This window comes from Rhizobium sp. RHZ02, assembly GCF_014851575.1.
Classification (GTDB): domain Bacteria; phylum Pseudomonadota; class Alphaproteobacteria; order Rhizobiales; family Rhizobiaceae; genus Rhizobium; species Rhizobium altiplani.
In genome coordinates this window covers 60,940-84,445 of the sequence record NZ_JACUZX010000007.1, presented here as the reverse complement: position 1 = coordinate 84,445, position 23,506 = coordinate 60,940, and the positions used below count along the sequence as shown (strand labels likewise).

Here is a 23,506-nt window from a genome sequence, read left to right as displayed (position 1 = left end):
CTCCAAGGCGATAATAGTCATGGGACCCCTCAATTTGCGTGCGCGACAACGTCGCGTTCCCACTGTTCCGCCCATTTGGGCAGGCGTTCTGCGACAGTGGTCAGGTTCGGCAAATGAAGGGAATTCAAGTCTGCATCTGCGGTGATCTGGCGTGCTTTTACCGCGGCCGGAACATCGATGTCGGTGCGGGCGCTTCCCACCTTGTAACCGCCCACCCACGCTTCCTGACTGGTTTTCTCCAGGAAAAAGTCAATGAACTTTCTCGCAGCATCCTTATGCTCGGCGCCGATTGGAATGTTCAGCGTGGCCACGAGCGGAATGGTGCCCTCCTTTGGCTTGATGTAATCCACAGACAAGCCGCTATCGACAAGCAACTGCGCCCGGCCGCTCCAGAAAGGCATCGCCCAGACCGTTCCATCCTTTATGTAGCTCTCGAGAATTGCCGAACTCTGTTCGAAGCCGATCGATTGCTTGGCGATTGCGGCCACCGCCCTGAACCCAGGAGCGAGATTGTCGACGAGGTCGCCGCCATTCATCAGTGAGAACATTTCGACAAGGTATATGGCCATGGTGTTTTGAAATGTCGGCAGGACGACCCGACCCGCGAGGTCGCTTGAGGCAAGTGCTGACCAAGATACCGGCGGCGTTGCCAACTTGTCCGTTCGATAAAGCAACGACATGTACTGGACCTCGTGCACAGCACCGCAGGGACCGGCCGCTTCCGTCAGTCTTCGCGAGAGCTTCGCAAGGTTCGGGATGCTATTTGCGTCAAGCTTTTCCAGAACGCCGTCTTTACAGCCCTGCAGCGATTGAGAGGCGGTCATGACGACCACGTCAAAGCCGGGCCGGCCCCTGGTCGCCTTGATCTTCGCATAATCCTGCGAGGCTGAGCCGACGGGGTCATAGATGACATCTATCCCAGTTCGCTGCTCGAATGGCTCGATGATTGCCTTGCGGATGATGGCTTCGTAAGGTCCTCCATAGCTATTGACGACAAGCGTTTCCGCGCGCAGCGGCGTGGCAATAGCTGCGACCCCGAAGGCCGACACAGTGAAAATTAGTCTTGTTCTTCCCATGACATGATCTCGCTTCCTGGCGTTGTTCCCATGGGAATGGTCTTCAGCGGACCGCCAGTGGTCCAATATCGGATTTCAACGATTCATGTGCTGCGGAGATGAATTGGCCTTCCATAGGACCCCGAACGGGTCGAGCGCTTCTGCCGTCATTTGCTTCTGAAATGGATCGGAACCAGTCGTTTGGTCGCCAGCGTCGCGCTCCGACTTCGGCCAAGTTCCGCCCACGGACCGCGGGTTAACGAAATGTCATCGACGACGAGAAATCACTAACAAGTTTGCGAGTGGATCATCGGATCGCAAGTGGGCAATTTCACCTCCAACCGCACTTTCCCGGTGCGAACCAGCAGAACGAAATTGCACTCCAACCGAAGGTCGCATGGTGACAATGCAACATCCTGCTCAAGTTCGTTTGATCAGCAAATTGCGTCATGCCCTGGGCGACCGCCTGTGTGCCGCAATTGATGACCCGAGTGTCGTTGAAATCGTCTTGAACCCCGATGGCAAGGTCTTTGTCCAACGGCTAGGCCAAGGGTTTTCACCGCACGGCCAAGTGGGCTCAGCGGCAGCGGAAATCGTCATTGGTACGGTCGCTCACGCGCTGCAGTGCGCTGTCGACACCGACCACCCCATCATCTCGGGTGAGCTCCCGATTGGCGGCCACCGCTTTGAGGGGTTGCTGCCTCCGGTGGTCGCAAAGCCGACATTCACGATACGCCGAAGGGCGTCCTCTCTGATCCCGTTGGACGAGTATGTCAGCTCGGGAACCATGACAGAAGTGCAGGCCGCGACCATCCGAAATGCGGTCAGCTCGCGTTTGAATATCATCATTTCGGGCGGAACTGGTTCGGGAAAGACGACACTTGCGAACGCTGTCATCGACGAGATCGTCAAGTGCGCTCCTGAGGATCGCCTCGTTGTGCTCGAAGACACCGCCGAGATCCAGTGCGTAGCCGACAATGCGGTTCTGCTGCACACCAGCGACGCTGTTGACATGGCCCGGCTGTTGAAGAGCACGATGCGCCTGCGCCCCGACCGTATCGTTGTTGGTGAAGTCAGAGACGGTGCTGCGCTCACATTGCTGAAGGCATGGAACACCGGTCATCCTGGGGGGGTGGCCACGATCCACTCGAATACAGCAGTCTCGGCGCTACGCCGCCTGGAGCAACTTACCGCTGAGGCAAGCATGCAGCCAATGGAGGCAGTCATCGGGGAGGCAGTCGATCTGATTGTCTCTATTGAACGCACTCCGCGGGGCCGACGTGTGCGCGACGTCATTCGGGTCACACGTTTCGTCAATGGCCAATACGAAATCCAATCCGACCAACCAACCGAAGAGCAGGAGCGTCGCCGTGCCACATAGGAAAATTCCGCTTGCTACCGCTTTTTTCAGTGCAACACTCCTTTTCGTGACAGTGATGCCCGCGCTCGCCAGTACCGGCGGCGGGCTTCCCTGGGAGGGCCCGCTCCAACGGATCCAGCAATCGATCACGGGCCCCGTCGCCGGTTACATTGCGCTGGCTGCCGTCGCGATTGCAGGGGGGATGCTGATTTTCGGCGGCGAACTCAACGATTTCGCGCGACGTATGGTGTACGTGGTCCTTGTGGCCGGTATCCTCCTTGGCGCTACCCGGATTGTCGCTCTATTCGACGCAACAGGCGCATCGATCGGATGGATCGATGATCAACGCTCATCATCGAAGGTGTTGGAACGAGAGGAGAAAGCAAATGGCTGAATCCCTGTCCGGCTTGCAACGAAACCGCATCCATCGGGCATTGTCTCGCCCAAATCTTCTGATGGGCGCTGACCGCGAACTGGTGCTGATTACTGGCTTGGCAGCAGCCATTCTCATCTTCGTGGTCTTGACTGTGTACTCCGTAGTGTTCGGCGTCGCGGTGTGGATTGTCGTCATCGGCCTGCTACGCATGTTGGCGAAGTCGGATCCGCTCATGCGTCAGGTCTATATCAGGCACATTTCATACAAGCCTTTCTACAAACCAACCACCTCGCCGTGGCGCAAATACTGAGGAGGTGGGCCATGGTTGCTTTGAGAGCATTCAGGATCACGGATCCCTCCTTTGCAGATCTTGTTCCCTATGCAGGCCTTGTCGACAACGGCGTGCTACTCCTCAAGGACGGGAGCCTTATGGCTGGCTGGTACTTTGCCGGACCTGATTCAGAAAGTGCGACCGATCTCGAGCGCAATGAGCTTTCGCGACAGATCAACGCAGTTCTGTCGCGACTTGGCAGTGGGTGGATGATCCAGGTCGAAGCGATCCGTGTTCCGACCGTCGACTACCCCTCCGAGGACCGCTGCCATTTTCCCGACGCTGTCACGCGAGCAATCGATGCCGAGCGCCGCGCGCATTTCGTACGGGAACAGGGGCATTTTGAAAGCAAGCACGCAGTGATCCTGACCCATCGGCCACTTGAGGCTAAGAAGTCTGCGCTCAGCAGGTACATCTACTCTGACGAAGAAAGCCGCAAGAGGTCTTACGCGGATACAGTGCTCGCCATTTTCAAGAATGCGGTGCGAGAGGTCGAACAGTATCTTGCCAACACGCTCTCTATCCGACGCATGGAAACACGTGAGACAAGCGACCGGGGTGGGACGACGGTTGCCCGATACGACGAACTTCTGCAATTCATCCGCTTCTGCATCACGGGTGACAATTATCCCGTCCGCTTGCCGGATGTGCCCATGTATCTTGACTGGCTTGTAACGGCACAGCTTGAACATGGACTGACGCCGAAGGTTGAAAACCGATTTCTCGGTGTGGTTGCGATCGACGGTTTGCCCGCCGAAAGCTGGCCGGGGATCTTGAACTCCCTCGATCTGATGCCGCTGACCTACAGGTGGTCATCGCGCTTCATTGTCCTGGACGCGGAAGAAGCACGCCAGAAGCTCGAGCGCACGCGGAAGAAATGGCAACAGAAGGTACGACCCTTTTTCGATCAGCTGTTTCAGACGCAAAGCCGCTCCATAGATCAGGATGCTATGGCCATGGTGGCCGAAACGGAGGACGCGATCGCACATGCCTCATCCCGACTTGTCGCTTACGGATACTACACGCCGGTTGTCGTCCTCTTCGACGGAAACAGCGAAGCGTTGCAAGAAAAGGCCGAGGCAATCCGCCGGCTCGTGCAGGCCGAGGGCTTTGGAGCGAGGATCGAAACGCTGAATGCAACGGACGCCTATCTCGGCAGCCTACCCGGCAACTGGTACTGCAACATCCGTGAACCGCTTATCAACACCAGTAATCTCGCAGATCTCATTCCTCTTAACTCCGTGTGGTCTGGCAACCCGACGGCACCGTGCCCGTTCTACGCACAAAACTCTCCACCGCTGATGCAAGTCGCCAGCGGCTCGACGTCCTTTCGGCTGAACCTTCATGTCGACGATGTCGGTCACACGCTGATCTTCGGTCCAACAGGCTCAGGCAAGTCGACGCTACTCGCACTCATTGCTGCTCAGTTCCGGCGTTACAACGGTGCACAGGTCTTTGCCTTTGATAAAGGTTGTTCTCTGCTTCCACTGACGCTTGCCTGTGGTGGCGATCATTACGAGATCGGCGATAGCGAAATGCAAAAACCGGCGCTTGCGTTCTGCCCTCTTTCTGATCTCGGCACGGACGGTGATAGGGCCTGGGCAATCGAATGGATCGAGATGCTCGTCGCACTTCAGGGGGTTACCGTCACCCCGGATCTTCGCAACGCGATTTCCCGTCAGATTGGCCTCATGGCGACTGCTCCCGGCCGATCGCTTTCGGATTTCGTGTCTGGCGTTCAAGTCCGTGAAATCAAGGATGCCCTTCATCCCTACACGGTCGACGGACCCATGGGTCAATTGCTCGATGCCGAAGAGGACGGGCTGGCAATTGGTGGATTCCAGTGCTTCGAGATCGAACCTCTGATGAACCGCGGCAAGCGCAATCTTGTCCCTGTTCTCAGCTACCTTTTTCGACGGATCGAGAAGTGTCTCGATGGCTCGCCAAGTCTGATCCTCCTTGACGAGGCGTGGCTGATGCTTGGCCATCCCGTTTTCCGGGACAAGATTCGCGAATGGCTGAAGGTTCTCCGAAAAGCGAATTGCGCTGTCGTTCTCGCCACGCAATCCATTTCTGATGCCGAGCGCTCTGGAATCATCGACGTTCTGAAGGAATCCTGTCCGACAAAGATCTGCCTTCCGAACGGTGCCGCCCGTGAACCGGGCACGCGCGAGTTCTATGAGAGAATTGGATTCAACGAACGCCAGATCGAGATCGTCGCGAGCGCGATCCCGAAGCGGGAATATTACGTCGCAACACCGGAAGGGCGGCGTCTGTTCGACATGTCGCTCGGTCCCGTTGCTCTTAGTTTCGTTGGGGTTTCAGGCAAGGAAGACCTCAAGCGCATCCGCGTATTGAAGTCCAATCATGGTGAGGACTGGCCAGTCCGTTGGCTTGAGTCGAGAGGAGTCCACGATGCCGCATCGCTATTCAATATCGCATAAGAGGCTTGCCGGACTAATCGCCTGCACGCTCATCTTGGGTTCGGCTGCAACCGCTTCTGCAGGTTCGGTCACTGGCGCGGCTACTGAATGGACACAGCTAGCCAACAACGCCCAGCTCATCGATCTTCTGAAAAGCTCGGGCCTTCAGGTCGACAATCAACTGAGGCAGATCAGCCAGTTGGCAGAGCAAATTCAAAACCAACTGAATATCTACACGAACATGCTGCAAAACACCGCATCGCTTCCCGATCACATCTGGGGGCGGGTGGAAGACGACCTCAACCAGCTCCGCGGCATCGTTGACCAGGGGCAAGGCATCGCTTTTTCGATGGGCAGCGCGGACGATGTGCTGAAGCAGCGGTTCAAGAGTTATGCTGAGCTTCAGGGCAATCTTTCGAAGGGCGAGGATCTTTCTTCAACATACCAGACCTGGTCCGACACCAACCGGGACACAATTGCCGGCACATTAAAGGCGGCCAGTTTGACCGCCGACCAGTTCGACGGCGAAGAGAGCACGATGCGCTCGCTTCGCAGCATGTCGGAGACGGCGGACGGGCAAATGAAAGCCCTGCAGATCGGCCACGAGATTGCCGCGCAACAAGTCGCCCAGATGCAGAAACTGCGCGGCCTCGTTTCACAACAGATGACCATGGTGGGGACCTGGCTTCAATCAGAACAGACCGAGAATGACCTGGCGCAGAAGTTGCATGAGGAATTCTTCCATTCAATCGCTCCGCCTACATCCGGTGGCGAGAAGATGAAGGTGGAATGGTGATCCCATGAACCAGGCGCTTGCCCAAATCAGAACCGCTGCAGCACTCGCGGCCTTCACAATCTTGCTGGTGCATCCCGCGCTTGCCCAAGAGGGGGCTGCCCTGACTTCACTTCAGATTCAAATCACCTCCGCTGCCAAGGGATGGGAAACGAAGGTCATGGACGCCGCTCGCTCGCTCTTCTGGATTTTGGCGACTATTGAGATCGGACTTGCCTCCATATGGCTCGCGCTACAAGCGGCTTCACTGGACGCCTGGTTCGCTGAACTCGTTCGGCGGATCATGTTCGTCGGCTTCTTTGCATTCGTCCTCGCCCAAGGACCAACATTTGCAAAAGCCGTCGTCGACAGCCTCTTTCAGATTGGAGCCGGGGGCGAGGCGGCCTCGCCCGCAGACGTGTTCAATACCGGACTCGCCGTCGCGACCAAGATGGCGGAAAAAGTTCGCTTCGGGCCGTTCCACGAGACCGCGCTTGCCATCTCAGCGGCTTTTGCGATGGTGGTGAGCGTCATTGCTTTCTCTTTGGTCGCTGCGATATTTGTGTCCGTGATGGTTGAGATGTACCTCGGCTTGCTCGCAGGCATGATCATGCTCGGTCTTGGAGGGTCATCCTTCACCAAAGACTTCGCCATACGATATCTCGTATACGCGTTCTCTGTCGGGATGAAACTCATGGCACTTGTCATGATCTCGCACATCGGGTCCGAGGTCTTGATCGGACTGGCCGATGACCCGGACTTTGGCAATCACTTCCAAACTGCGCTCGCGATCGCCGGCATAGCTGTCGTTGTCTTCATTATCGCAATGTACGTGCCGAACATCATACAGGGTGTCGTGCAGGGAGCCTCGGTTACGGGCGGTATGGAGGTCATTCGACACGGCGGTCAGGCTGCTTCGGTCGCCTTGGCAGGCTTCTTTCTAGGTACGGGCGCTATCATCGCAGGCTTTGCTGCTGCAAAGGAAGCTCGCGCCGCCGGGTCCTCGCTTGCCGGGGCTGCCGCGCGCGGCATCGGTGCTGGCATCAGCTCCGCCGGCAAAGCAGTCGCATCGGCAGCGAAGGAAAAGGCGATCGGCTCGCCCGGTGCCTATGCCGGCTCGATCCTCGGCCTTGCCAATGCCAAACTCGATGCCAGCTTGAGCGGTCGCGCTGGCCTTAAGCCACCTCCCGAACGCAGCGATAAACCGTGATCCTTAGGAGAGAAATCGAATGGCAGCAAACCGGCCTTCCGAAAACCCGTACCTTGTCGCCAGGCAGGAATGGTCCGAGCGCTACGGCTCTTACGTCAAGGCCGCTGCTGCATGGCGGACCGTCGGGATCCTCGCTCTCGCCATGGCAGTGACGGGCTTTGGGTATGCTTTGTACCTCAGCACCCAGGTCAGGCTGGTCCCTTACATCGTCGAGGTGGATAAACTTGGCACCTCGGTCACGGCAGGTTTCCCGGAGCAGATCGAGTATGCCGACGCACGCGTGGTCAGGGCGGCACTTGGCAATTTTGTAACCAGCTTCCGGTCGATTACGCCGGATGCCGTGGTGCAGAAGCAGTATATCGATCGCACCTATGCCCTTCTACGGACTTCCGACCCCTCGACGCAGAAGGTAAATGCTTGGTTTCGCGGCAATTCGCCGTTCGAGAAGGCCAAGACATCGACGGTTGCCATCGAGGTGAACAACATCGTGGCACTCTCGCAGCAAACCTATCAGATCGACTGGACGGAGTACGAGAGGGACCGCAAGGGCAAAGAAACCGGCACGCGCCGTTTTCGCGGGATCGCAACGGTCGCACTGACCGCGCCACAGGATGAGGCAATCATCCGCGTTAACCCGATCGGCCTTTACGTTCGGGATTTCGACTGGACGGCACAGCTTTAAGGGCAGGGGAGTTTCCGAATGTACAAAACAGAACTGATGGCAGCCTTCGGCTGCATGGTCGGACTCGTCTTCGCAGGCGCTTCGCTTGCGCAAGGCATGACGCCAAATGAGGTCAAGGCGACGGACGTCTCGAGGAAGTGGCGAGGAACGCCGGCCCTTGTTGCAACGGGTCCGGACGGGAAGGTCATGTTTCTCTTTGGCGAAGCCCAGCCCTCGGTCGTCTGTTCTCCACTGCAGGTTTGCGACATCGAGCTTCAGGGGGGCGAAATCGTACGCGACGTCCTCGTCGGCGATACTGTCCGATGGAAAGTCGAGCCTGCGACATCAGGTGCAACCAGTGGGCAGGCGATCCATCTTGTCGTCAAGCCGTCGGAGCCTGGCCTGTTGACGTCGATGGTCGTCACGACGTCCCGCCGGACCTATCATATCCAGCTCAAATCGCACCCAAGCCAGTATATGGCGCGCGTCGGTTTCGAGTATCCGGAAGACGTATCGACCAAGCTCGCCGACATCAATGCGCGACTGCAAACCGGAAACAACCTTGGCGCAGCCCCTGAGAGGCTGAGTTTTTCCTATTCGCTCAGCGGTTCGGCGGCGTGGAAACCAATGCGCGTTTATTCCGACGGAACCAAGACCTACATCCAGTTTCCAAAGTCGATCGCGGGTCAAGACGCCCCTGTACTCTTTGTCGTTTCCGGTGGGCAGAACCGGATCGTCAATTATCGCATGAAGAACGACATCATGGTCGTCGATTACGCGCTCGACGAAGCAATCCTTGTATCGGGCGTCGGTTGGCACCAGCAGAGAATTACTATTCGGCGCGGAGGCTGATCAATGCACAAATTGGCCCCCTGCTTGCTTATCACGTGCAGCCTCTTTTCTGGATGCCAGGCGGCTGGCGGACCGATTGACACCCATTCGGCATCGGGAGCCGCCGTCGGGCCAGTCGCCGCGAATGCCATCGCAGGCGATATGGCAAGCCAGTTTGCCGAGCAGATCGACAGACCGGTGAGGACACCCATCAAGATGGATGCGGACGGCTCGGACTATGCAAGCGCGCTTGAGGCAGCACTGAGGGGATGGGGTTTTGTCGTCATCACGGACGGGAGAGTCGGCAAGAACCAAAAGCCAATCCAACTCACCTACTCGATCGATAGCCTCAATGGTGAGGTCCTTGCACGCCTGATGACACCGTCGATCGCGCTTGGCCGCGCTTATGCGACGACACCCGCGGGCGCCACGCCCGTAAGTCCGCTCTCCATCATGCAACGACAGTAAGAGAGACAACAATGGTCCAGTCGCTTCAGCTTGGCGTCACGAGCCACGCGGTCGATCAGCGAGCTATGCGCCGCCTCAATCGCCTGCCGATCGTCATTGCCATTGTCATCACCATGCTGTTCCTCGGTGTCGTGGTGGTCGGACTTTCCTGGCGTGGGGCAACATTCAATGGTGGGAGTGATTTCGACACCACGTCGAACACGCCGGCAACAAATTTCGGAGACCAGCTGAAGAAAGGTATTTCCGACGGCATCATCGGCGAGCCGGAAAGGCAGGAAATATTCCAGCCAACGCCGCGGGCAATCGAGAAGGAGCCCGTCAAGCAGCCGGTTGCCGAACATGAACCGATTGACCGACAAGAGCGGCGACCTCGACTTGAATCTGAGGAGGAGTGGAGGACGCGGCTAAAGCGTGAACAGGACGAACAGTTCTTGCGCGAGGCACAAAGACAGCGCATGGCACGCCTCCAGGCTCGCGTGACCGCCTATGACTCTCCGTTGAAAGTGGATATTTCCGATGCTGGGCAGACCTCCACAGGCACCAAAAACGGTGATCCTCAGAACCTTAACGACGGCACAAGTGGCGCATCCGATCTTTACGCGGCGGCGATGAAGTCGGGCCTGATCAGCCAGAATTTTGATCCGAGTGGTCAGGTCTCGAAGGAGGCTTTTTTCAATCAGGACATCAAGGACCTTGGTTACCTCTCAAAGCAGGTCGTGCCGCAGTTCTCGCCATATGAGCTGAAGCGCGGTTCTGTGATACCGGCAACTCTCATCACCGGCCTCAATTCCGACCTGCCCGGGAGGGCAATTGCTCAGGTCAGCGCAAATGTCTACGACAGTGCAACCGGTTACCGCCTTCTCATCCCGCAAGGCGCCAAGCTGTTCGGACGCTACGATTCCAAGGTCTCGTTCGGCCAGCAACGCGTCCTCGTTGTGTGGACCGACATCAGTTTTCCGAATGGGTCAACGCTGCAGCTCGGCGGCATGGCGGGCACGGACGCGGAGGGATACGGCGGGTTCAAAGACAAAACCGATCGTCACCTATGGCCTACCTTTGGGTCAGCGGTTCTTATCGCTCTGCTAGGGACCGGGATCGATATGGCGATACCCGAGAGTTCAACGCTTGCGACACAGGACACTGCCTCAGATGCTGTGCGACGAAACTTTGCGGAAACCTTCGGTCGGGTGGCCGAGCAAACCATTTCCAAGAATCTGAACGTTCAGCCGACGGTTCGGATCAGGCCTGGCTACAAATTCAATGTTCTGGTCGATCAGGACATTATCTTTCCCTCGCAGTACGTTGAAAACTAGCCTTTGCCTCGGCAACCGACGTTTTTTGAGTGTGGAGAATGGAGACGTGTGGCGACGTTTTGGGCAGTTGGACGCCCACTGACAATATTGAGCATCGAGCAGCAGCGAGTTGTATCCGACGTTGTGATTTCTAGCTGCAGTGCCTCGAGCGTGGCAGCAAATCCCGGAAACTGTTACCGCTTCAGTGGTGACGTTGAATAAACTCTGCGATTGCCGCTTGGAGGATGCAGCCTCCTGTGAGCCTGTAGCGCCATCGGGGGGGCTCAAGGGATGCACGCAGCACACTATTCTTGCTGAAGAGGAGCGTGGACATGACGCGTCCTCCCATTTTGTCGCAGGGGCAGCACCGTTGGCACCTTTGTGGTCCGGCCATCTCCGGGTCTGTGACGATTGTCGTTCAGGCACTGCCGGTGGAGAAAACCAGCAACATATTGTTGGTCGGCATCTCGATCGTCTCGCGGAGATTAAGTCCGGCGGCCTCACCCACGTGTTCAAGATCAGCGATATCACGCACACCCCAGGATGGGTTTCGCTCCTTTAGAGCCACGTCGAAAGCAGCATTCGAGGGGGCGTTGTGTGCGCCGTCGCGCATGAATGGGCCGTAGAGAACAAGAAGCCCACCAGCGCGAAGCAAGCGGCCAGCTCCTGCGAACAATCCCAAGCTTGCCGCCCATGGCGCGATATGGATCATATTGATCGACACGATGGCGTCAAAATGTCCCGTTTGTTCGACGCCCCATTGTCCTGAGCACACATCAATATCCCGCGGTGCCAGCACATTCTTCAGCCCTGCGAATTTGATCCAGCTGGACGTGCTGGCGCGGGCGTCGGCATCCGGATCGCTCGGCTGCCAGGTGAGGTTGGGCATTGCTCCCGCAAAACACACAGCGTGCTCGCCGGTCCCGCAACCAATCTCCAGCACGGTGCCATGTGTTGGAAGGACACGTTTTAGGACCGCGAGGATCGGCGCCGAATTTCGCGCAACGGAAGGCGAGAACATCCGCTGGTCGGCGCTTACGTCGCGCTGTTCCAGCGCAACAGGCGGACGGCCCTCCTTCTCTGTGGGCATGGGTCATGAATCCCCTTTGAGTGATGTCTCCCATTTTATAGCTGAAATGATGGGACTGAAACCAAAGATTTCGAACTTCCGAAGGGAGGCGTCGGCTCGTGCGTTCGGCCGAGTGCGGCCGAACGTCCAGCATGCGCCGGATTACCCGCCCGCCCGGCTCAAGGTGAAGCGAGGCGACCCGACGCGCTGGCCAACACTCATCAGGACATAGAATGGTCCTTGGCAAAGTGCCGAATTTCCTCAAAGTATTTCCCGACATCGGGCTGCCGGCGCCCGCCTCGTGCCCTCTACCTCAACCCACGCGCCATCCCGCGCAGCGGGTTCGTTCATTGGCCCCAAAGGCCGACCTTCATAGATGTCGCCGGACGACCATCATGGTCAGTATCAGAGCCATAAGCGATACAATGACACTTGCCACGACATACGCCGCAGCAGCCAAATGCTGGCCGCGCTCCCACAGGACCGCTGCATCAAGTGAGAACGTCGAAAACGTGGTGAAACCACCAATGACGCCAGTGGTCAAAAACAACTTGGTGTCCTGCGACGTTAAGTTGGACGTTGTGAAAACACCTACGACAATGCCCATGAGGGCAGGGCCCAAAACATTTATGCCGAGCGTTCCGTACGGAAAATTCGTCCCGAAGACACGAATTGAAAGCATACCCACTGCGTAGCGAAGCATGCCGCCGAGCCCTGATCCGATAAATACGATGAGATATCCCACGCACGCCTCCTGCTCGCCCAAATGGGGCGTTGATCAGCAGGCGTCATCAGCAACAGCGCGGTTATAGGGAGACACCATTCCCGTATCGGCTTCTATGCCAGCAACATGCTTCCAGATCAACATGGTCTACACGTGGCGCAAAAGCCGTCACGACTGGAACAATGATTTAACAGTGACAGCGCTGACGTTCATTTCTATAGGATCCATCGCTCCGCTTGCGAGTGAGGGAAACGCACCATCGGCGAAGACGCGGGGGTCGAGGTCAATTTCCAAGTAGCAACGAATTTTCACTCGGCGGGATTAGTATTTGGCCTTTCGCCAACCAGCTTCACGCGCTTCTTGCTCGGAACAGAACCAGCGCTCGCCATATTGCGGCGATATCTTTGTGGCCTCGTAATAGTGTTGGCCCGGTACGTGATAGATGCGGTCGCCAGATTCGATGCTAACGTTGCCCTTGATGTTGCAGGCCGTGCCTCGTTGCACGATCACTCCGTTGTCTATGATCATCGGCTGAGTCGGTGCAGCAAACGAACGCTGGATCGGAGCGGTCACAAATTTGGGCAACACGGCGTAGCCGCCGGTTCCCAAGAATGCCGCTGCCGAACTCAAAGCTACCACCATTGGAAACTTCATGTCTCACTCCTAAATTCTTCCAGAGTTTAACACGCTAGGGTTTATCTGTTCGTATGTCAGATTGCTAAAATGCGCGGTATTGGCGACGTGGTGTCTGGCGCGACCTGGGCATGGCGGTTGGAGCGCCGGAACGACACGTCACGCATTGACCGCTCTCAGGCCCGTTGCAGACACTGCGCCCGGGGCCGCGCGGATCGCAGAAGTCTTTGCCTGCCTCAGCTAGGATAAGGCGAAGCCTCTGTCAGCCTGGCAATCCTGTTCGTCGAGTAATGTCGAAAAGCGTCCAATTTCGACAGGCTTTGGGCTTTCTCGCTCTACCACCCTGGGTATTGCCAACTGTTCATGATGAGATCAACATGGATTTGCCGAGACGCATGCAAGGAATTTGATGGACTTCTAGGATACTGACGCGCAGCGGTCCTGCCGCCGTCGGGCAATACCATCGTGGGGGAGTGCGATGCGGAGAGAAGCTCGGTGCCGGTTGCAACGCGGAGCGTTCCTGGAGACAGCGCGCTTCCTTTTGCTGACTATTCTCTTCCTGTCGATCGTGATTGTCCCACGACACGCCATGTCGGCCGACAAGACGTTGAAATTGCTGTTATGGCAGGCTCCAAGCACGCTCAATCCTCACTTGGCTCCGGGCATCAAGGACCAGACAGCCAGCCGGATCGTCTATGAGCCTCTCGCCAGCTTCGACCGCGAGGGACATCTCGTTCCCTTCCTCGCCGCAGACATTCCGACGCTCGAGAATGGCGGCGTGAGTGCCGACGGCCGTTCAGTCGTCTGGAAGCTCAAGCACGGTCTCAAATGGTCCGACGGCCAGCCCTTCACAGCCAAAGATGTGCTCTTCACCTACAATTATATCACAAACCCGGATGTCGGCTCGGCGAGTGTCGGCTCTTACAAGACAATCGACAAGGTCGTTGCGGTCGACGACGACACCGTGCGGATCACGTTCAAGGACGTCAATCCGGCCTGGGCGCTGCCGTTTGTCGGCGTGCAGGGTATGATCCTGCCCGAGCATGTGTTTGCCCCTTACAACAACAAGGATGCGGTGACGGCAGCCGTGAACCTGGCCCCCATAGGCACAGGCCCGTACCGCCTGAAGGCGTTTCAGACAGAGGATGTGCTTGTCATAGGTGAGGATGTCGTCAACACCGTGAAGGCCATCTTCGAGCGCAATCCGTATTATCGCAACGCGGATGAGCTGACCTTCGATGCGGTGACGCTCCAGGGCGGCGGCGACGCTTCGGTCGCGGCCAAGGCGGTGCTGAAGGAAGGCGTGGTCGACTATGCCTGGAACCTCCAGGTCGACGATGTCGTGCTCAAGGAGCTCGAAAAGGACGGCGTCGGCAAGGCGACGGTCTCCTGGGGCTCCTATGTCGAGCGCATCATGCTGAACTTCACCGACCCCAACCGAGAAACCGCCGACGGGGAACGGTCGAGTCTGCAATATCCGCATCCCACATTGTCCGACAGCAATGTACGCGCCGCACTCGCACTTGCTATCGACCGACAGAAGATCGCGGCGCTCTATGGCCGCACGGGCCGTGCGACCAGCAACATTCTGGTCGCCCCGGCAATCTTCAATTCGCCGAATAGCGAATGGGCGTTCGATCCCGACAAGGCCAAGTCGATCCTCGAGTCGGCAGGGTGGAAAGACAGCGACGGCGACGGTGTGCGCGACAAGAACGGCGTGCCGCTGCGTTTCCTGTTTCAGACAACCGTCAATTCCGTTCGCCAGCAGACCCAGGAGATCGTCAAGGCAGACCTGGAGGCGATCGGGGTCAAGGTCGAAAACAAGATGATCGACTCCAGCATCTTTCTGGGCTCCGGGCCCGACAGCACCAACTCTCGGCGGCATTTCTACGCCGACATGGAAGAATATGCCTACGGCAACAAGAGCCCCGATCCCGGCAGCTATATGATCGGTTGGACCTGCGGCGAAGCGGCGCAAAAGGCCAATAACTGGTCCGGGTCAAACTGGGCCCGCTACTGCAACAAGGATTACGACACGCTCTATCGGGCGTCGGCCGTCGAGGTCGATCCGGCCAAGCGCCGGCAGATCTTCGTGAAGATGGACGATCTGCTCGTTTCGGATTTCGCGGCAATTCCTCTGGTTCACTGGGCCGATGTCAGCGGAATAAGCAACTCCCTTGAGGGCTTCGACCCGACGCCTTGGGATTCCGAAACATGGAACATCGCCGGTTGGCATCGCAAATGACGGAGGCACGTGCAAATATGGGTAGAGCGCAACGCTTTTTCGTTCTGGTGATAACCCTGCTGTTTGCGGTTGTCTCACACCCTGCCCATTCGGCTGATCGCACACTGAGGCTCCTCTTCTGGCAGGCACCCAGCATCCTCAACCCGCATCTTGCCCCCGGCGTGAAGGATCAGACTGCGAGCCGCGTGGTCTATGAACCGCTGGCGAGTTTCGACGCCGAGGGACATCTGGTACCGTTTCTAGCTGAGGAAATTCCCTCCTTGACGAACGGCCAGGTCGCGGGCGACGGGCGGTCGGTCACCTGGAAGCTGAAGCCGAACGTCAAATGGTCGGACGGCGTCCCCTTCACCGCCAAGGACGTTGTGTTCACCTATGCCTACATCACCAATCCGGATGTGGGCTCCTCAAGTATCGGAACCTACAAGTCGGTCGACAAGGTCGAAGCACTCGACGACCTGACCGTCAAGGTAACGTTCAAGGATGTCGATCCCGCCTGGGCGCTCCCCTTCGTCGGTATACAGGGAACAATCCTGCCAGAGCATATATTCGCTCCCTACAACAACAAGGCCGCGGTCGATGCGCCTCCCAACCTGGCCCCCGTCGGGACCGGGCCGTATCGCCTCAAGGAGTTCCGTACGGAGGACGTCCTGCTGATCGGCGACGATGTCGTCAACACCGTCAAGATCATCTACGAGCCTAATCCTGAATACCGCGACCGGGCGCGTTTGGGATTTGACGAAGTGACCTTGCAGGGTGGCGGCGATGCGAAGACGGCCGCCAAGGCCGTGCTCGGCACCGGAGTCGTCGACTACGCGTGGAACCTGCAGATCGGCGATGCCGAATTGCAGGAGCTTGAGGCGAAGCAGATAGGCAAGGTGGCGCTCTACTTTAGCTCCTACGTCGAGCGCCTCATGCTGAATTTCACCGATCCGAACCGTGAGACATCGGATGGCGAGCGCGCGAGCCTGCAGTTCCCCAACCGGATCCTTGCCGATGCCAAGGTGAGGCTCGCCTTGGCGAAAGCTGTCGACCGCAACAAGATCGCCGCGCTTTACGGGAGGACTGGCCGGCCAACGGCAAACCTCCTGGTCGCCCCCGTTCTCTATAATTCTCCCAACACCACCTGGGAATTCGATCCCGACAAGGCTCGCGCGCTTTTGGACGAGGCAGGCTGGCGCGACACGAACGGCGACGGCATCCGCGACAGGAACGGCGTTCCCTTGACCCTTCTTTTCCAGACCTCGGTCAACCCGGTCCGCCAGAAGACCCAGGCGATCATCGGCGCCGATCTGGCGGCGATCGGCATCAGGGTCGAGGACAAGCAGATCGATTCGAGTGTCTTCTTCTCGCCTTCACCGGATATCCTTAATACCAGCCAGCATTTTTACGCGGATCTTGAGGAATTCGCGACCGGCAACAAGAGCCCCGATCCGGGAAGCTATATGGTCAAGTGGACCTGCGCGCAGGCCGCTCAGAAAAGCAACAACTGGTCGGGGCTGAACGAATCCCGCTATTGCAGCGACAAGTACGATGCGCTGTTCCACGCATCGGAAACGGAGATCGATCCCGAAAAGCGGATTGGCCTGTTCGTGGCGATGAACGACTTGCTGATTGCTCACTCCGCGGTCATTCCCATTGTCGAGTGGGCAAACGTCCCCGGCCTTCGCAACGATATCGTCGGATTCAATCCCACGCCATGGGATTCCGAGACGTGGAACATCGCGGACTGGCGGCGCAAGCCATGAGGGGCCGAAGCTGAAGGCATGGAGCACGAGGAGCCTGTGGTCGCAAGAAATCGCCCATTCTATGTCGCCCCACTGTATGCGCTCGTCCGCGCAGCTTCACCCGTTCTCAGAAACCTGAACATCGGCGGCAAGCTCACAGTCGGATTTGGCATTCTGGCGGCGCTGACGCTGCTCGTTGTCGGCTTGAACTATCTGGGCAGCCTCGATGCAGTCAGAAGCATCAACAGAACGACCAACCTGAGCGCCCCGAGCGCGGTCGCCTCGGCGCGGGCACAAGCCGACTTGCTACGGATGCTGAGCGCCGTTCGCGGCTATCTTGCGCTCGGCGAGGAGAGCTACCGCGACAATTACGCTTCGGCGAAAGCCGCATTTCTCGGGGACATGCAGTCGCTTGAACGTCTGCTCCAGGAGAGAACAGCTCCGCGGCCAGACCCGGCCGCAGACGTCGAACAGCGGATGGGGGAGCTCCACGAAAAGCTTGCCTCCTGGCAGCCGCTGACGGATCAGCTCTTCGAGTTACGCAATGACCAGCTTCGACGCGAACCCGCCCTCAAGCTGCTGGTGACGGATGCAAACCCGATGATCGCCACGATTGTCGGGACGGCAACGGCGCTGATCCTGGCGCAGCAGAAGCGAGACGCGACGCCCGAGAACATGGCCTATCTGGCCGACCTCGCGTCCTTCCAGAGCTCCTTCTATGCGATGGTTGCAGGGCTGCGGGGCTATGTGACCACCAGGCGAGACGGCTTCAAATACGAATACGAGGCTAACCTCACCATCAACGATGCAGCTTGGAAGAGCATCACCGACGCAACCGTCGCGCTGACGCCGAACCAGGAAATATTGATCGACAAGCTGTCGAAGACTCGGGCAGTCTTCCTGCAGTTTCCCGCGCAGATGTTTACAGCAGTCGAAGGCGAACACGCACGTGAGGATCTCTATATCTTCCGCACGCAGGCCGTCCCCCTTGCCGAAGGCATGCTTGGAATTCTGGACGAGATCGCCAATGAGGAGCAACAACGGCTGCAGGCGGATCTCGGTGGCGGCCGCGACCAGCTCCAGAAGGCCCAGCGCATTATCCTCCTGGGCGGTGTGGCCGCCGCCATTCTCGGCCTGATCCTGGGGTTGATCTTCCGGGAAAGCATCGCCGGGCCGATCCAGCGCTTGACGGGCGTTGCCGACCGGGTTCGCCAAGGCGATCTTGCCGCGCGCGCGAAGGTGGAATCGGGCGATGAGATCGGCACGCTGGCGACAACGTTCAACGACATGACGGCGCAGTTGGGCTCCAATCTCGGCGACCTCGAGAACCGCCGCAGGGAACAGGAGCAGCTGGCATTGCAGTTTCGCCGGCAGAGCGAATATCTGGGCGCCCTTCACGATACGTCGCTCGGCCTGATTGCGAGATTGGACCTGACCGGACTCCTGTCGGATTTGACGATGCGCGCCGCAGGTCTGCTCGGCACGCAACATGGATACGTCTATCTTGTCGACGAAGCCGGAGAGACGCTTCAGCGCATGGTCGGCGTCGGTGTCTATGCGGGACAGGCCGCGGGTCAGCAACTGGAGAGCAAGGAAGGCGTGGCGGGGACGGTCTGGCATACGCGCGAGGCGCTTGTCATCAACGAATACCCGACCTGGCCGGGGAGGGCGGCGGCCGCCGCCCAGCTCGATGTGACAATCAGGGCGATCATGGCCGTGCCACTCAAATCCGACAACAGGGTGGTCGGTGTCCTCGGCATCGCCTACGACGACGCCTCGGCTCTCGAGTTCGGCACCGAAGAGGTCGAGCTTCTCAAGCGTTTCGGGCAACTTGCCTCGATTGCGCTGGAAAACGCGCGGCTGCACACGGCCACGGAAGCTGCCAAGAGCGAAGCGGAGGAAGCGAGCAGACGGATCGGCGAGCAGAACCGGGCGCTGGAAGCGGTCTCGAGCAAGCTGTCGAAATATCTCTCGCCACAGGTCTTCGCCTCGATCTTCTCCGGTAAGCAGAACGTCGAGATTTCGTCCACCCGCAAGAAGCTGACAGTCTTCTTCTCCGACATCGCCGACTTCACGGCGACGACCGACAAGCTCGAGTCCGAAGAACTGACTGATCTGCTCAATCACTATCTGACCGAGATGGCGAAGCTGGCTCTGACATACGGCGCGACAATCGACAAGTTCATCGGCGATGCAATCCTGGTGTTCTTCGGCGATCCCGAAACCAGGGGCACCAGGGAAGACGCTGTCGCCTGCGTCAGAATGGCGATCGCCATGCAGAACAGGATGCAGGAGTTGCGCGGGGAATGGGCAGGAGCCGGCTTTGCCCTGCCGTTCCATCTGCGCATCGGCATCAATACAGGCTATTGCACCGTGGGCAATTTCGGCAGCGAGGATCGGATGGACTATACCATCATCGGCGGCGAGGTGAACCTCGCTTCGAGACTGCAGAGCCATGCCGACCTCGGCGGCATATTGCTGGCGGGCGAGACCTACGCTTTGGTCAAGGACGAAATCGAGGCCGAGGAACTGCCTCCGTTGACCGTCAAGGGCTTCGCCTATCCCATCAAGACCTACCGTGTGATCGGCGCTCGAACCGCCCAAGAAGCAACGAAGGATGTGTTTTCGAACAGCGAGGGCGACCTGCAGTGGGATATCGGCTCGGCGCTGAAAGGCGCGGACCGCGACAAGGCGATCAAGGCACTCGAGCACTATCTGGCGACTCTGCGAAAATAGGATCCGCGCCGATCGAAACCGCTCAAATGCGAACAGAATGCCAACCGAACGAAACGCCGCCAATGCTCTGCTATTGCCTTCGACAGGCATTGGCGACGTTTCCGCCCATTTGGGCACATGCAGGTTATGGGACATTCCTAAAAAAGGAAAAGCAAACGCTCGCCATTCTCCTGCAGCAGACGGTGTTCGCGCGCCAGTGTGGCAATTGTTCCACATCGAGGTCGTCGATTGGCCAGCTCCTTCTTCAAGAACGACTTCAATCGTAACCTGCACGTGTGATCGCCCTGGCGCACCACTGTGTTGCCGCCCCGCGGAAGCCTACCTGCCATTTGTCCGGTGATGCCTTGATCCGGCTCAGCAGCTGAAGCATCGCAATTCGGAGCCCGTGGTCTCTACGGAAGCGGTTGGGATGACACCTTGCAAATCGCGGAGCGGATCAGAAAGCGCTGCTCGCGGCCATTGTCGAGGGAGAACATCCCGCCCCGGCCGGGACGACGTCGATGGTCAATTCAGTGTGCTTCCAGGCCTCGTATTGGGATGCGCTGATGTAGACCGGCGTGTCACCAACGGTGCCGAGAAGGACATCGTGATCGCCGACCATGAAATCATCGCGGGGATAACACATGGGCGAAGACCCGTCGCAACAGCCACCTGACTGGTGAAACAGGACCGGTCCATGGTCGGTGATGATTTCGTCCAGAAGCGTTATCGCCGCTGGCGTCGCCCTTACTCTTCCGAGAAAGACTTTGTCCTGCATGGTGACCTCCGGGGATGGGGCGGTGTGGCCGGGATGGCCACACCGCATGCGCTTGGGAGGTTATCAGAAGAAGCCAAGCTTTTTCTGGCTGTAGCTCACCAACATGTTCTTCGTCTGCTGGTAGTGGTCGAGCATCATCTTATGGGTCTCGCGCCCGATGCCGGACTGTTTGTAGCCGCCGAAGGCCGCGTGCGCGGGATAGGCATGATAGCAATTGGTCCAGACGCGGCCTGCCTGGATTGCGCGGCCAAACCGATAGGCGCGCGTGCCGTCTCGGGTCCACACGCCGGCACCGAGGCCGTACAAGGTGTCGTTTGCGATTGAAAGCGCCTCGGTATCGTCCTTGAACGTTGCGACGGAAACCACGGGCCCGAAGATCTCCTCCTGAAAGACGCGCATTTTGTTCGTGCCCCTGAAGACAGTCGGTTTGACGTAGAAACCGCCGGCGAGGTCTCCGGCGAGTTCGTTGCGCTCACCCCCGATCAGGACCTCAGCGCCTTCCTTCTTTCCGATGTCGAGGTAGGCGAGAATTTTCTCCAACTGCTCGCTGGAGGCCTGGGCTCCGATCATTGTCGCAGGGTCGAGCGGATCACCTTGAACAATCGCTTCGACCCTTTTCAATGCCCTTTCCATGAAGCGGTCATAAATCTTCTCGTGAACCAAGGCGCGGCTGGGGCACGTGCAGACCTCGCCCTGATTAAGGGCGAACATGACGAAGCCTTCAATTGCCTTATCGAAGAAATCGTCGTCTTCGTCTGCCACATCCGAGAAGAAGATGTTCGGGCTCTTCCCGCCGAGCTCCAGCGTGACGGGGATCAGGTTCTGCGAGGCGTACTGCATGATCAAGCGTCCGGTGGTCGTCTCCCCGGTAAACGCAATCTTGGCGATCCTCGGGTTCGAGGCGAGCGGCTTGCCTGCCTCGAGGCCAAATCCATTGACGACGTTGAGAACACCTGGTGGCAGGATGTCGCTGATCAGTTCGAGCAGCACATGGATCGATGCCGGCGTCTGTTCGGCAGGTTTGAGCACGACGCAATTGCCAGCAGCCAGTGCAGGTGCCAGCTTCCACACAGCCATCAGGATCGGAAAGTTCCAGGGAATGATCTGGCCGACGACCCCCAGAGGCTCGTGGAAATGGTAGGCGACCGTATCGTCGTCGATCTGGGCGATTGAACCTTCCTGCGCGCGGATGGCTCCGGCGAAATAGCGGAAATGATCGATGGCGAGCGGAATGTCGGCCGCGGTTGACTCACGGATCGGCTTGCCGTTGTCCCAGGTTTCCGCGAGCGCCAGTATGCCGAGGTTCTCTTCCATTTTGTCGGCTATGCGGTTGAGCAGCCGCGCCCGCTCTGCGGCGCTGGTTTTGCCCCAGGCGTCCTTGGCGCCATGGGCCGCGTCAAGAGCGGCCTCGACATCCACAGCTTCCGAACGGGCGATCTCGCAAAGGACCCGGCCGTTGACCGGAGAGGTGTTGTCGAAGTACCTGCCTGATTTCGCGGGCGTCCACTTGCCGCCGATGAAATTGTCGTACTTCTTGGCAAACGGCACCTTGGCCGTGCGATGGAATTCGACCTTGTTCATGCTTTCCTCCCAAAACGCGCCGCCCTGCGCGACGCTTGAGGGAGTGTTTTTCGCTTTCGACGGAATGTCAGCCCGCGCGCGGCAGTTCGGCAGGGCACAGTGTCTCAAGGTTGAGACACTGTGCCCTGCAAAATTCCTATTGGGCGCCCCGCAGACCAAACTTGCCGAGCTTTCGGTAAAGCGTGGCCCGTGAAATCCCGAGGATTTCGGCCGCCGCCGTTACATTGCCGCCGGTATTGGCGAGCGTGCGCTCCAGGACGGTGCGCTCGGCCTGCCGCAAATTTCCGGCATAGCCAGGTTCATCTCCCAGAAGATCAGCGGCTGGAAGGGACCTCATCAGCGATTCCGACGTGATCCCGAATGCGATGCGCGCAGATCGGGTCGCGCCGATCACCAAATCATTGCTGTCGACGGCGAGAAGAGGGTTTGGCATCTTTTCGTTTGTCGAAGCGACAATGATGCGTGCTTCAGGAAAGGCGATACGGAAGTTCTCCGCCTCGATCCTTCGCGCCGCGTCGCCAACGGCCATTGTGATTAAATTGACGAAGCCCTCCGTCAAATCCGCGCGGCAAGAGGACACGTCCAACGCGGCGGCGAGCTTGCCCTCGTGATCGAAAATCGGCGCGGTCGTGCAGGACAGAAGCGTATTGCGGGAGTAAAAATGTTGATCTCGGTGGATGGTCAAAGCGCGCTGCTCTACCAAGCACGTGCCGATTCCGTTTGTCCCCTCGCTATCTTCGCTCCAGACCGTTCCCGTCCAAAGCCCCCATTCCCTGAATGTCTCGTCGTCGGCGACGGCGCCACGCCGCTCAACCGGGATGCCGTCGCGGTCGGCGAGAAGAACACAGCAGCCAATGCCCCCAACCGCGCGGTACAGTCGATCAAGGCTAGTGCAGGCAGCCCGGACCAGCGGTTCGATTTTCTGGCGAGCAAAGCGCAACTCCGAATCCGTCAGTCGTTTCGTGCGATTGCTTTCGGCGGGGTCGAGCCGGTGAAGGTCTGCCGATCTGCACCAGGATGCGACAAGTGCCGACCTGGCCGCAGCGTTCGAGCCGATCGCCTCTTGGATTAAGTTGGCATGCCGCGCAAATGCTGATGCACTCATCGGCTCCTCCCAGAGCGTTAGTATTCTCGTCGGCAGTGTGTTGCCGACGACAACTTATCGAGATCGATGTCCGCGTGTCCGCTCCCTAGCGCACGGACCAGGTTGGTATTCCTGCTCCATTTTCGGCGCGGGACAATTAGACGTTGGTTCTAC

Annotated in this window: 19 protein-coding genes, 1 pseudogene and 1 riboswitch; of the genes and pseudogenes, 13 read left to right on the top strand and 7 right to left on the bottom strand. The window is 58.4% G+C overall.

Annotated elements, in window-relative coordinates; all coding sequences use genetic code 11:
- Positions 1–29: 29 nt before the first annotated feature.
- Positions 30–1,076, bottom strand: a complete 1,047-nt coding sequence (locus tag IB244_RS13670; protein WP_192304568.1) for an ABC transporter substrate-binding protein — start codon at positions 1,074–1,076, stop codon at positions 30–32.
- A gap of 376 nt (positions 1,077–1,452) precedes the next feature.
- Here IB244_RS13670 and trbB point away from each other — a divergent pair, with 376 nt between their 5' ends.
- The 10 genes from trbB to trbI are packed head-to-tail and all read left to right on the top strand — an operon-like array spanning position 1,453 to position 10,800.
- Positions 1,453–2,436: a P-type conjugative transfer ATPase TrbB gene (gene trbB, locus IB244_RS13665; protein WP_192304566.1), complete on the top strand. Its 984-nt coding sequence runs from the start codon at positions 1,453–1,455 to the stop codon at positions 2,434–2,436.
- Positions 2,426–2,809: a TrbC/VirB2 family protein gene (locus IB244_RS13660; RefSeq protein ID WP_192304564.1), complete on the top strand. Its 384-nt coding sequence runs from the start codon at positions 2,426–2,428 to the stop codon at positions 2,807–2,809. The genes trbB and IB244_RS13660 overlap by 11 nt, the downstream gene beginning before the upstream one ends.
- Positions 2,802–3,101: a conjugal transfer protein TrbD gene (locus IB244_RS13655; RefSeq protein WP_112646409.1), complete on the top strand. Its 300-nt coding sequence runs from the start codon at positions 2,802–2,804 to the stop codon at positions 3,099–3,101. Before IB244_RS13660 ends, IB244_RS13655 begins: the two co-directional genes overlap by 8 nt.
- Before the next feature lie 11 nt (positions 3,102–3,112).
- On the top strand, positions 3,113–5,566 hold the full coding sequence (locus tag IB244_RS13650; RefSeq protein WP_192304562.1) for a conjugal transfer protein TrbE: 2,454 nt from the start codon (positions 3,113–3,115) through the stop codon (positions 5,564–5,566).
- Positions 5,538–6,341 carry a P-type conjugative transfer protein TrbJ gene (gene trbJ, locus IB244_RS13645; protein WP_192304560.1) on the top strand — a complete coding sequence of 268 codons (804 nt, stop codon included), beginning with the start codon at positions 5,538–5,540 and terminating at the stop codon, positions 6,339–6,341. Before IB244_RS13650 ends, trbJ begins: the two co-directional genes overlap by 29 nt.
- A gap of 4 nt (positions 6,342–6,345) precedes the next feature.
- Positions 6,346–7,527: a P-type conjugative transfer protein TrbL gene (gene trbL / locus IB244_RS13640; RefSeq protein WP_192304558.1), complete on the top strand. Its 1,182-nt coding sequence runs from the start codon at positions 6,346–6,348 to the stop codon at positions 7,525–7,527.
- A gap of 19 nt (positions 7,528–7,546) precedes the next feature.
- Complete coding sequence (locus tag IB244_RS13635) at positions 7,547–8,209, top strand: conjugal transfer protein TrbF (protein WP_192304556.1); 663 nt, start codon at positions 7,547–7,549, stop codon at positions 8,207–8,209.
- 18 nt (positions 8,210–8,227) lie between these two features.
- Complete coding sequence (gene trbG, locus IB244_RS13630; RefSeq protein ID WP_192304554.1) at positions 8,228–9,040, top strand: P-type conjugative transfer protein TrbG; 813 nt, start codon at positions 8,228–8,230, stop codon at positions 9,038–9,040.
- Positions 9,041–9,043: 3 nt separating this feature from the next.
- On the top strand, positions 9,044–9,487 hold the full coding sequence (gene trbH, locus IB244_RS13625; protein ID WP_192304552.1) for a conjugal transfer protein TrbH: 444 nt from the start codon (positions 9,044–9,046) through the stop codon (positions 9,485–9,487).
- A gap of 11 nt (positions 9,488–9,498) precedes the next feature.
- Positions 9,499–10,800, top strand: coding sequence for an IncP-type conjugal transfer protein TrbI (gene trbI, locus IB244_RS13620; protein ID WP_192304550.1), 1,302 nt, complete (start codon positions 9,499–9,501; stop codon positions 10,798–10,800).
- Between the two features lie 397 nt (positions 10,801–11,197).
- On the opposite strand, the gene IB244_RS13615 is transcribed toward trbI, so the two are convergent.
- From IB244_RS13615 to IB244_RS13605, 3 genes are all read right to left on the bottom strand, one after another.
- Complete coding sequence (locus IB244_RS13615) at positions 11,198–11,869, bottom strand: DUF938 domain-containing protein (protein WP_192304548.1); 672 nt, start codon at positions 11,867–11,869, stop codon at positions 11,198–11,200.
- Between the two features lie 349 nt (positions 11,870–12,218).
- Complete coding sequence (gene crcB, locus IB244_RS13610) at positions 12,219–12,593, bottom strand: fluoride efflux transporter CrcB (RefSeq protein ID WP_192304546.1); 375 nt, start codon at positions 12,591–12,593, stop codon at positions 12,219–12,221.
- A gap of 30 nt (positions 12,594–12,623) precedes the next feature.
- Positions 12,624–12,684, bottom strand: a riboswitch (Fluoride riboswitch).
- A 209-nt stretch (positions 12,685–12,893) separates the two neighbouring features.
- A complete protein-coding gene (locus IB244_RS13605) occupies positions 12,894–13,226 on the bottom strand; it encodes a hypothetical protein (RefSeq protein ID WP_192304544.1) in 333 nt (110 codons plus the stop codon).
- 457 nt (positions 13,227–13,683) lie between these two features.
- Here IB244_RS13605 and IB244_RS13600 point away from each other — a divergent pair, with 457 nt between their 5' ends.
- From IB244_RS13600 to IB244_RS13590, 3 genes are read left to right on the top strand one after another with little or no spacing between them, the layout of a single operon-like run.
- Positions 13,684–15,450: a peptide ABC transporter substrate-binding protein gene (locus IB244_RS13600; protein ID WP_192304542.1), complete on the top strand. Its 1,767-nt coding sequence runs from the start codon at positions 13,684–13,686 to the stop codon at positions 15,448–15,450.
- Between the two features lie 17 nt (positions 15,451–15,467).
- Positions 15,468–17,195: a peptide ABC transporter substrate-binding protein gene (locus tag IB244_RS13595; RefSeq protein ID WP_246734411.1), complete on the top strand. Its 1,728-nt coding sequence runs from the start codon at positions 15,468–15,470 to the stop codon at positions 17,193–17,195.
- A gap of 18 nt (positions 17,196–17,213) precedes the next feature.
- Positions 17,214–19,910: an adenylate/guanylate cyclase domain-containing protein gene (locus IB244_RS13590; RefSeq protein WP_192304538.1), complete on the top strand. Its 2,697-nt coding sequence runs from the start codon at positions 17,214–17,216 to the stop codon at positions 19,908–19,910.
- Positions 19,911–20,302: 392 nt separating this feature from the next.
- Here the strand turns inward: IB244_RS13590 and IB244_RS13585 are convergent.
- From IB244_RS13585 to IB244_RS13575, 3 genes and pseudogenes are all read right to left on the bottom strand, one after another.
- A pseudogene (locus IB244_RS13585) lies at positions 20,303–20,667 on the bottom strand (DUF779 domain-containing protein).
- 63 nt (positions 20,668–20,730) lie between these two features.
- The gene (adh, locus tag IB244_RS13580; protein ID WP_192304536.1) at positions 20,731–22,248 is read right to left on the bottom strand and encodes an aldehyde dehydrogenase; all 1,518 of its coding nucleotides are present in this window, start codon (positions 22,246–22,248) and stop codon (positions 20,731–20,733) included.
- Between the two features lie 136 nt (positions 22,249–22,384).
- The gene (locus tag IB244_RS13575) at positions 22,385–23,353 is read right to left on the bottom strand and encodes a helix-turn-helix domain-containing protein (RefSeq protein WP_192304534.1); all 969 of its coding nucleotides are present in this window, start codon (positions 23,351–23,353) and stop codon (positions 22,385–22,387) included.
- Positions 23,354–23,506 lie beyond the last annotated feature (153 nt).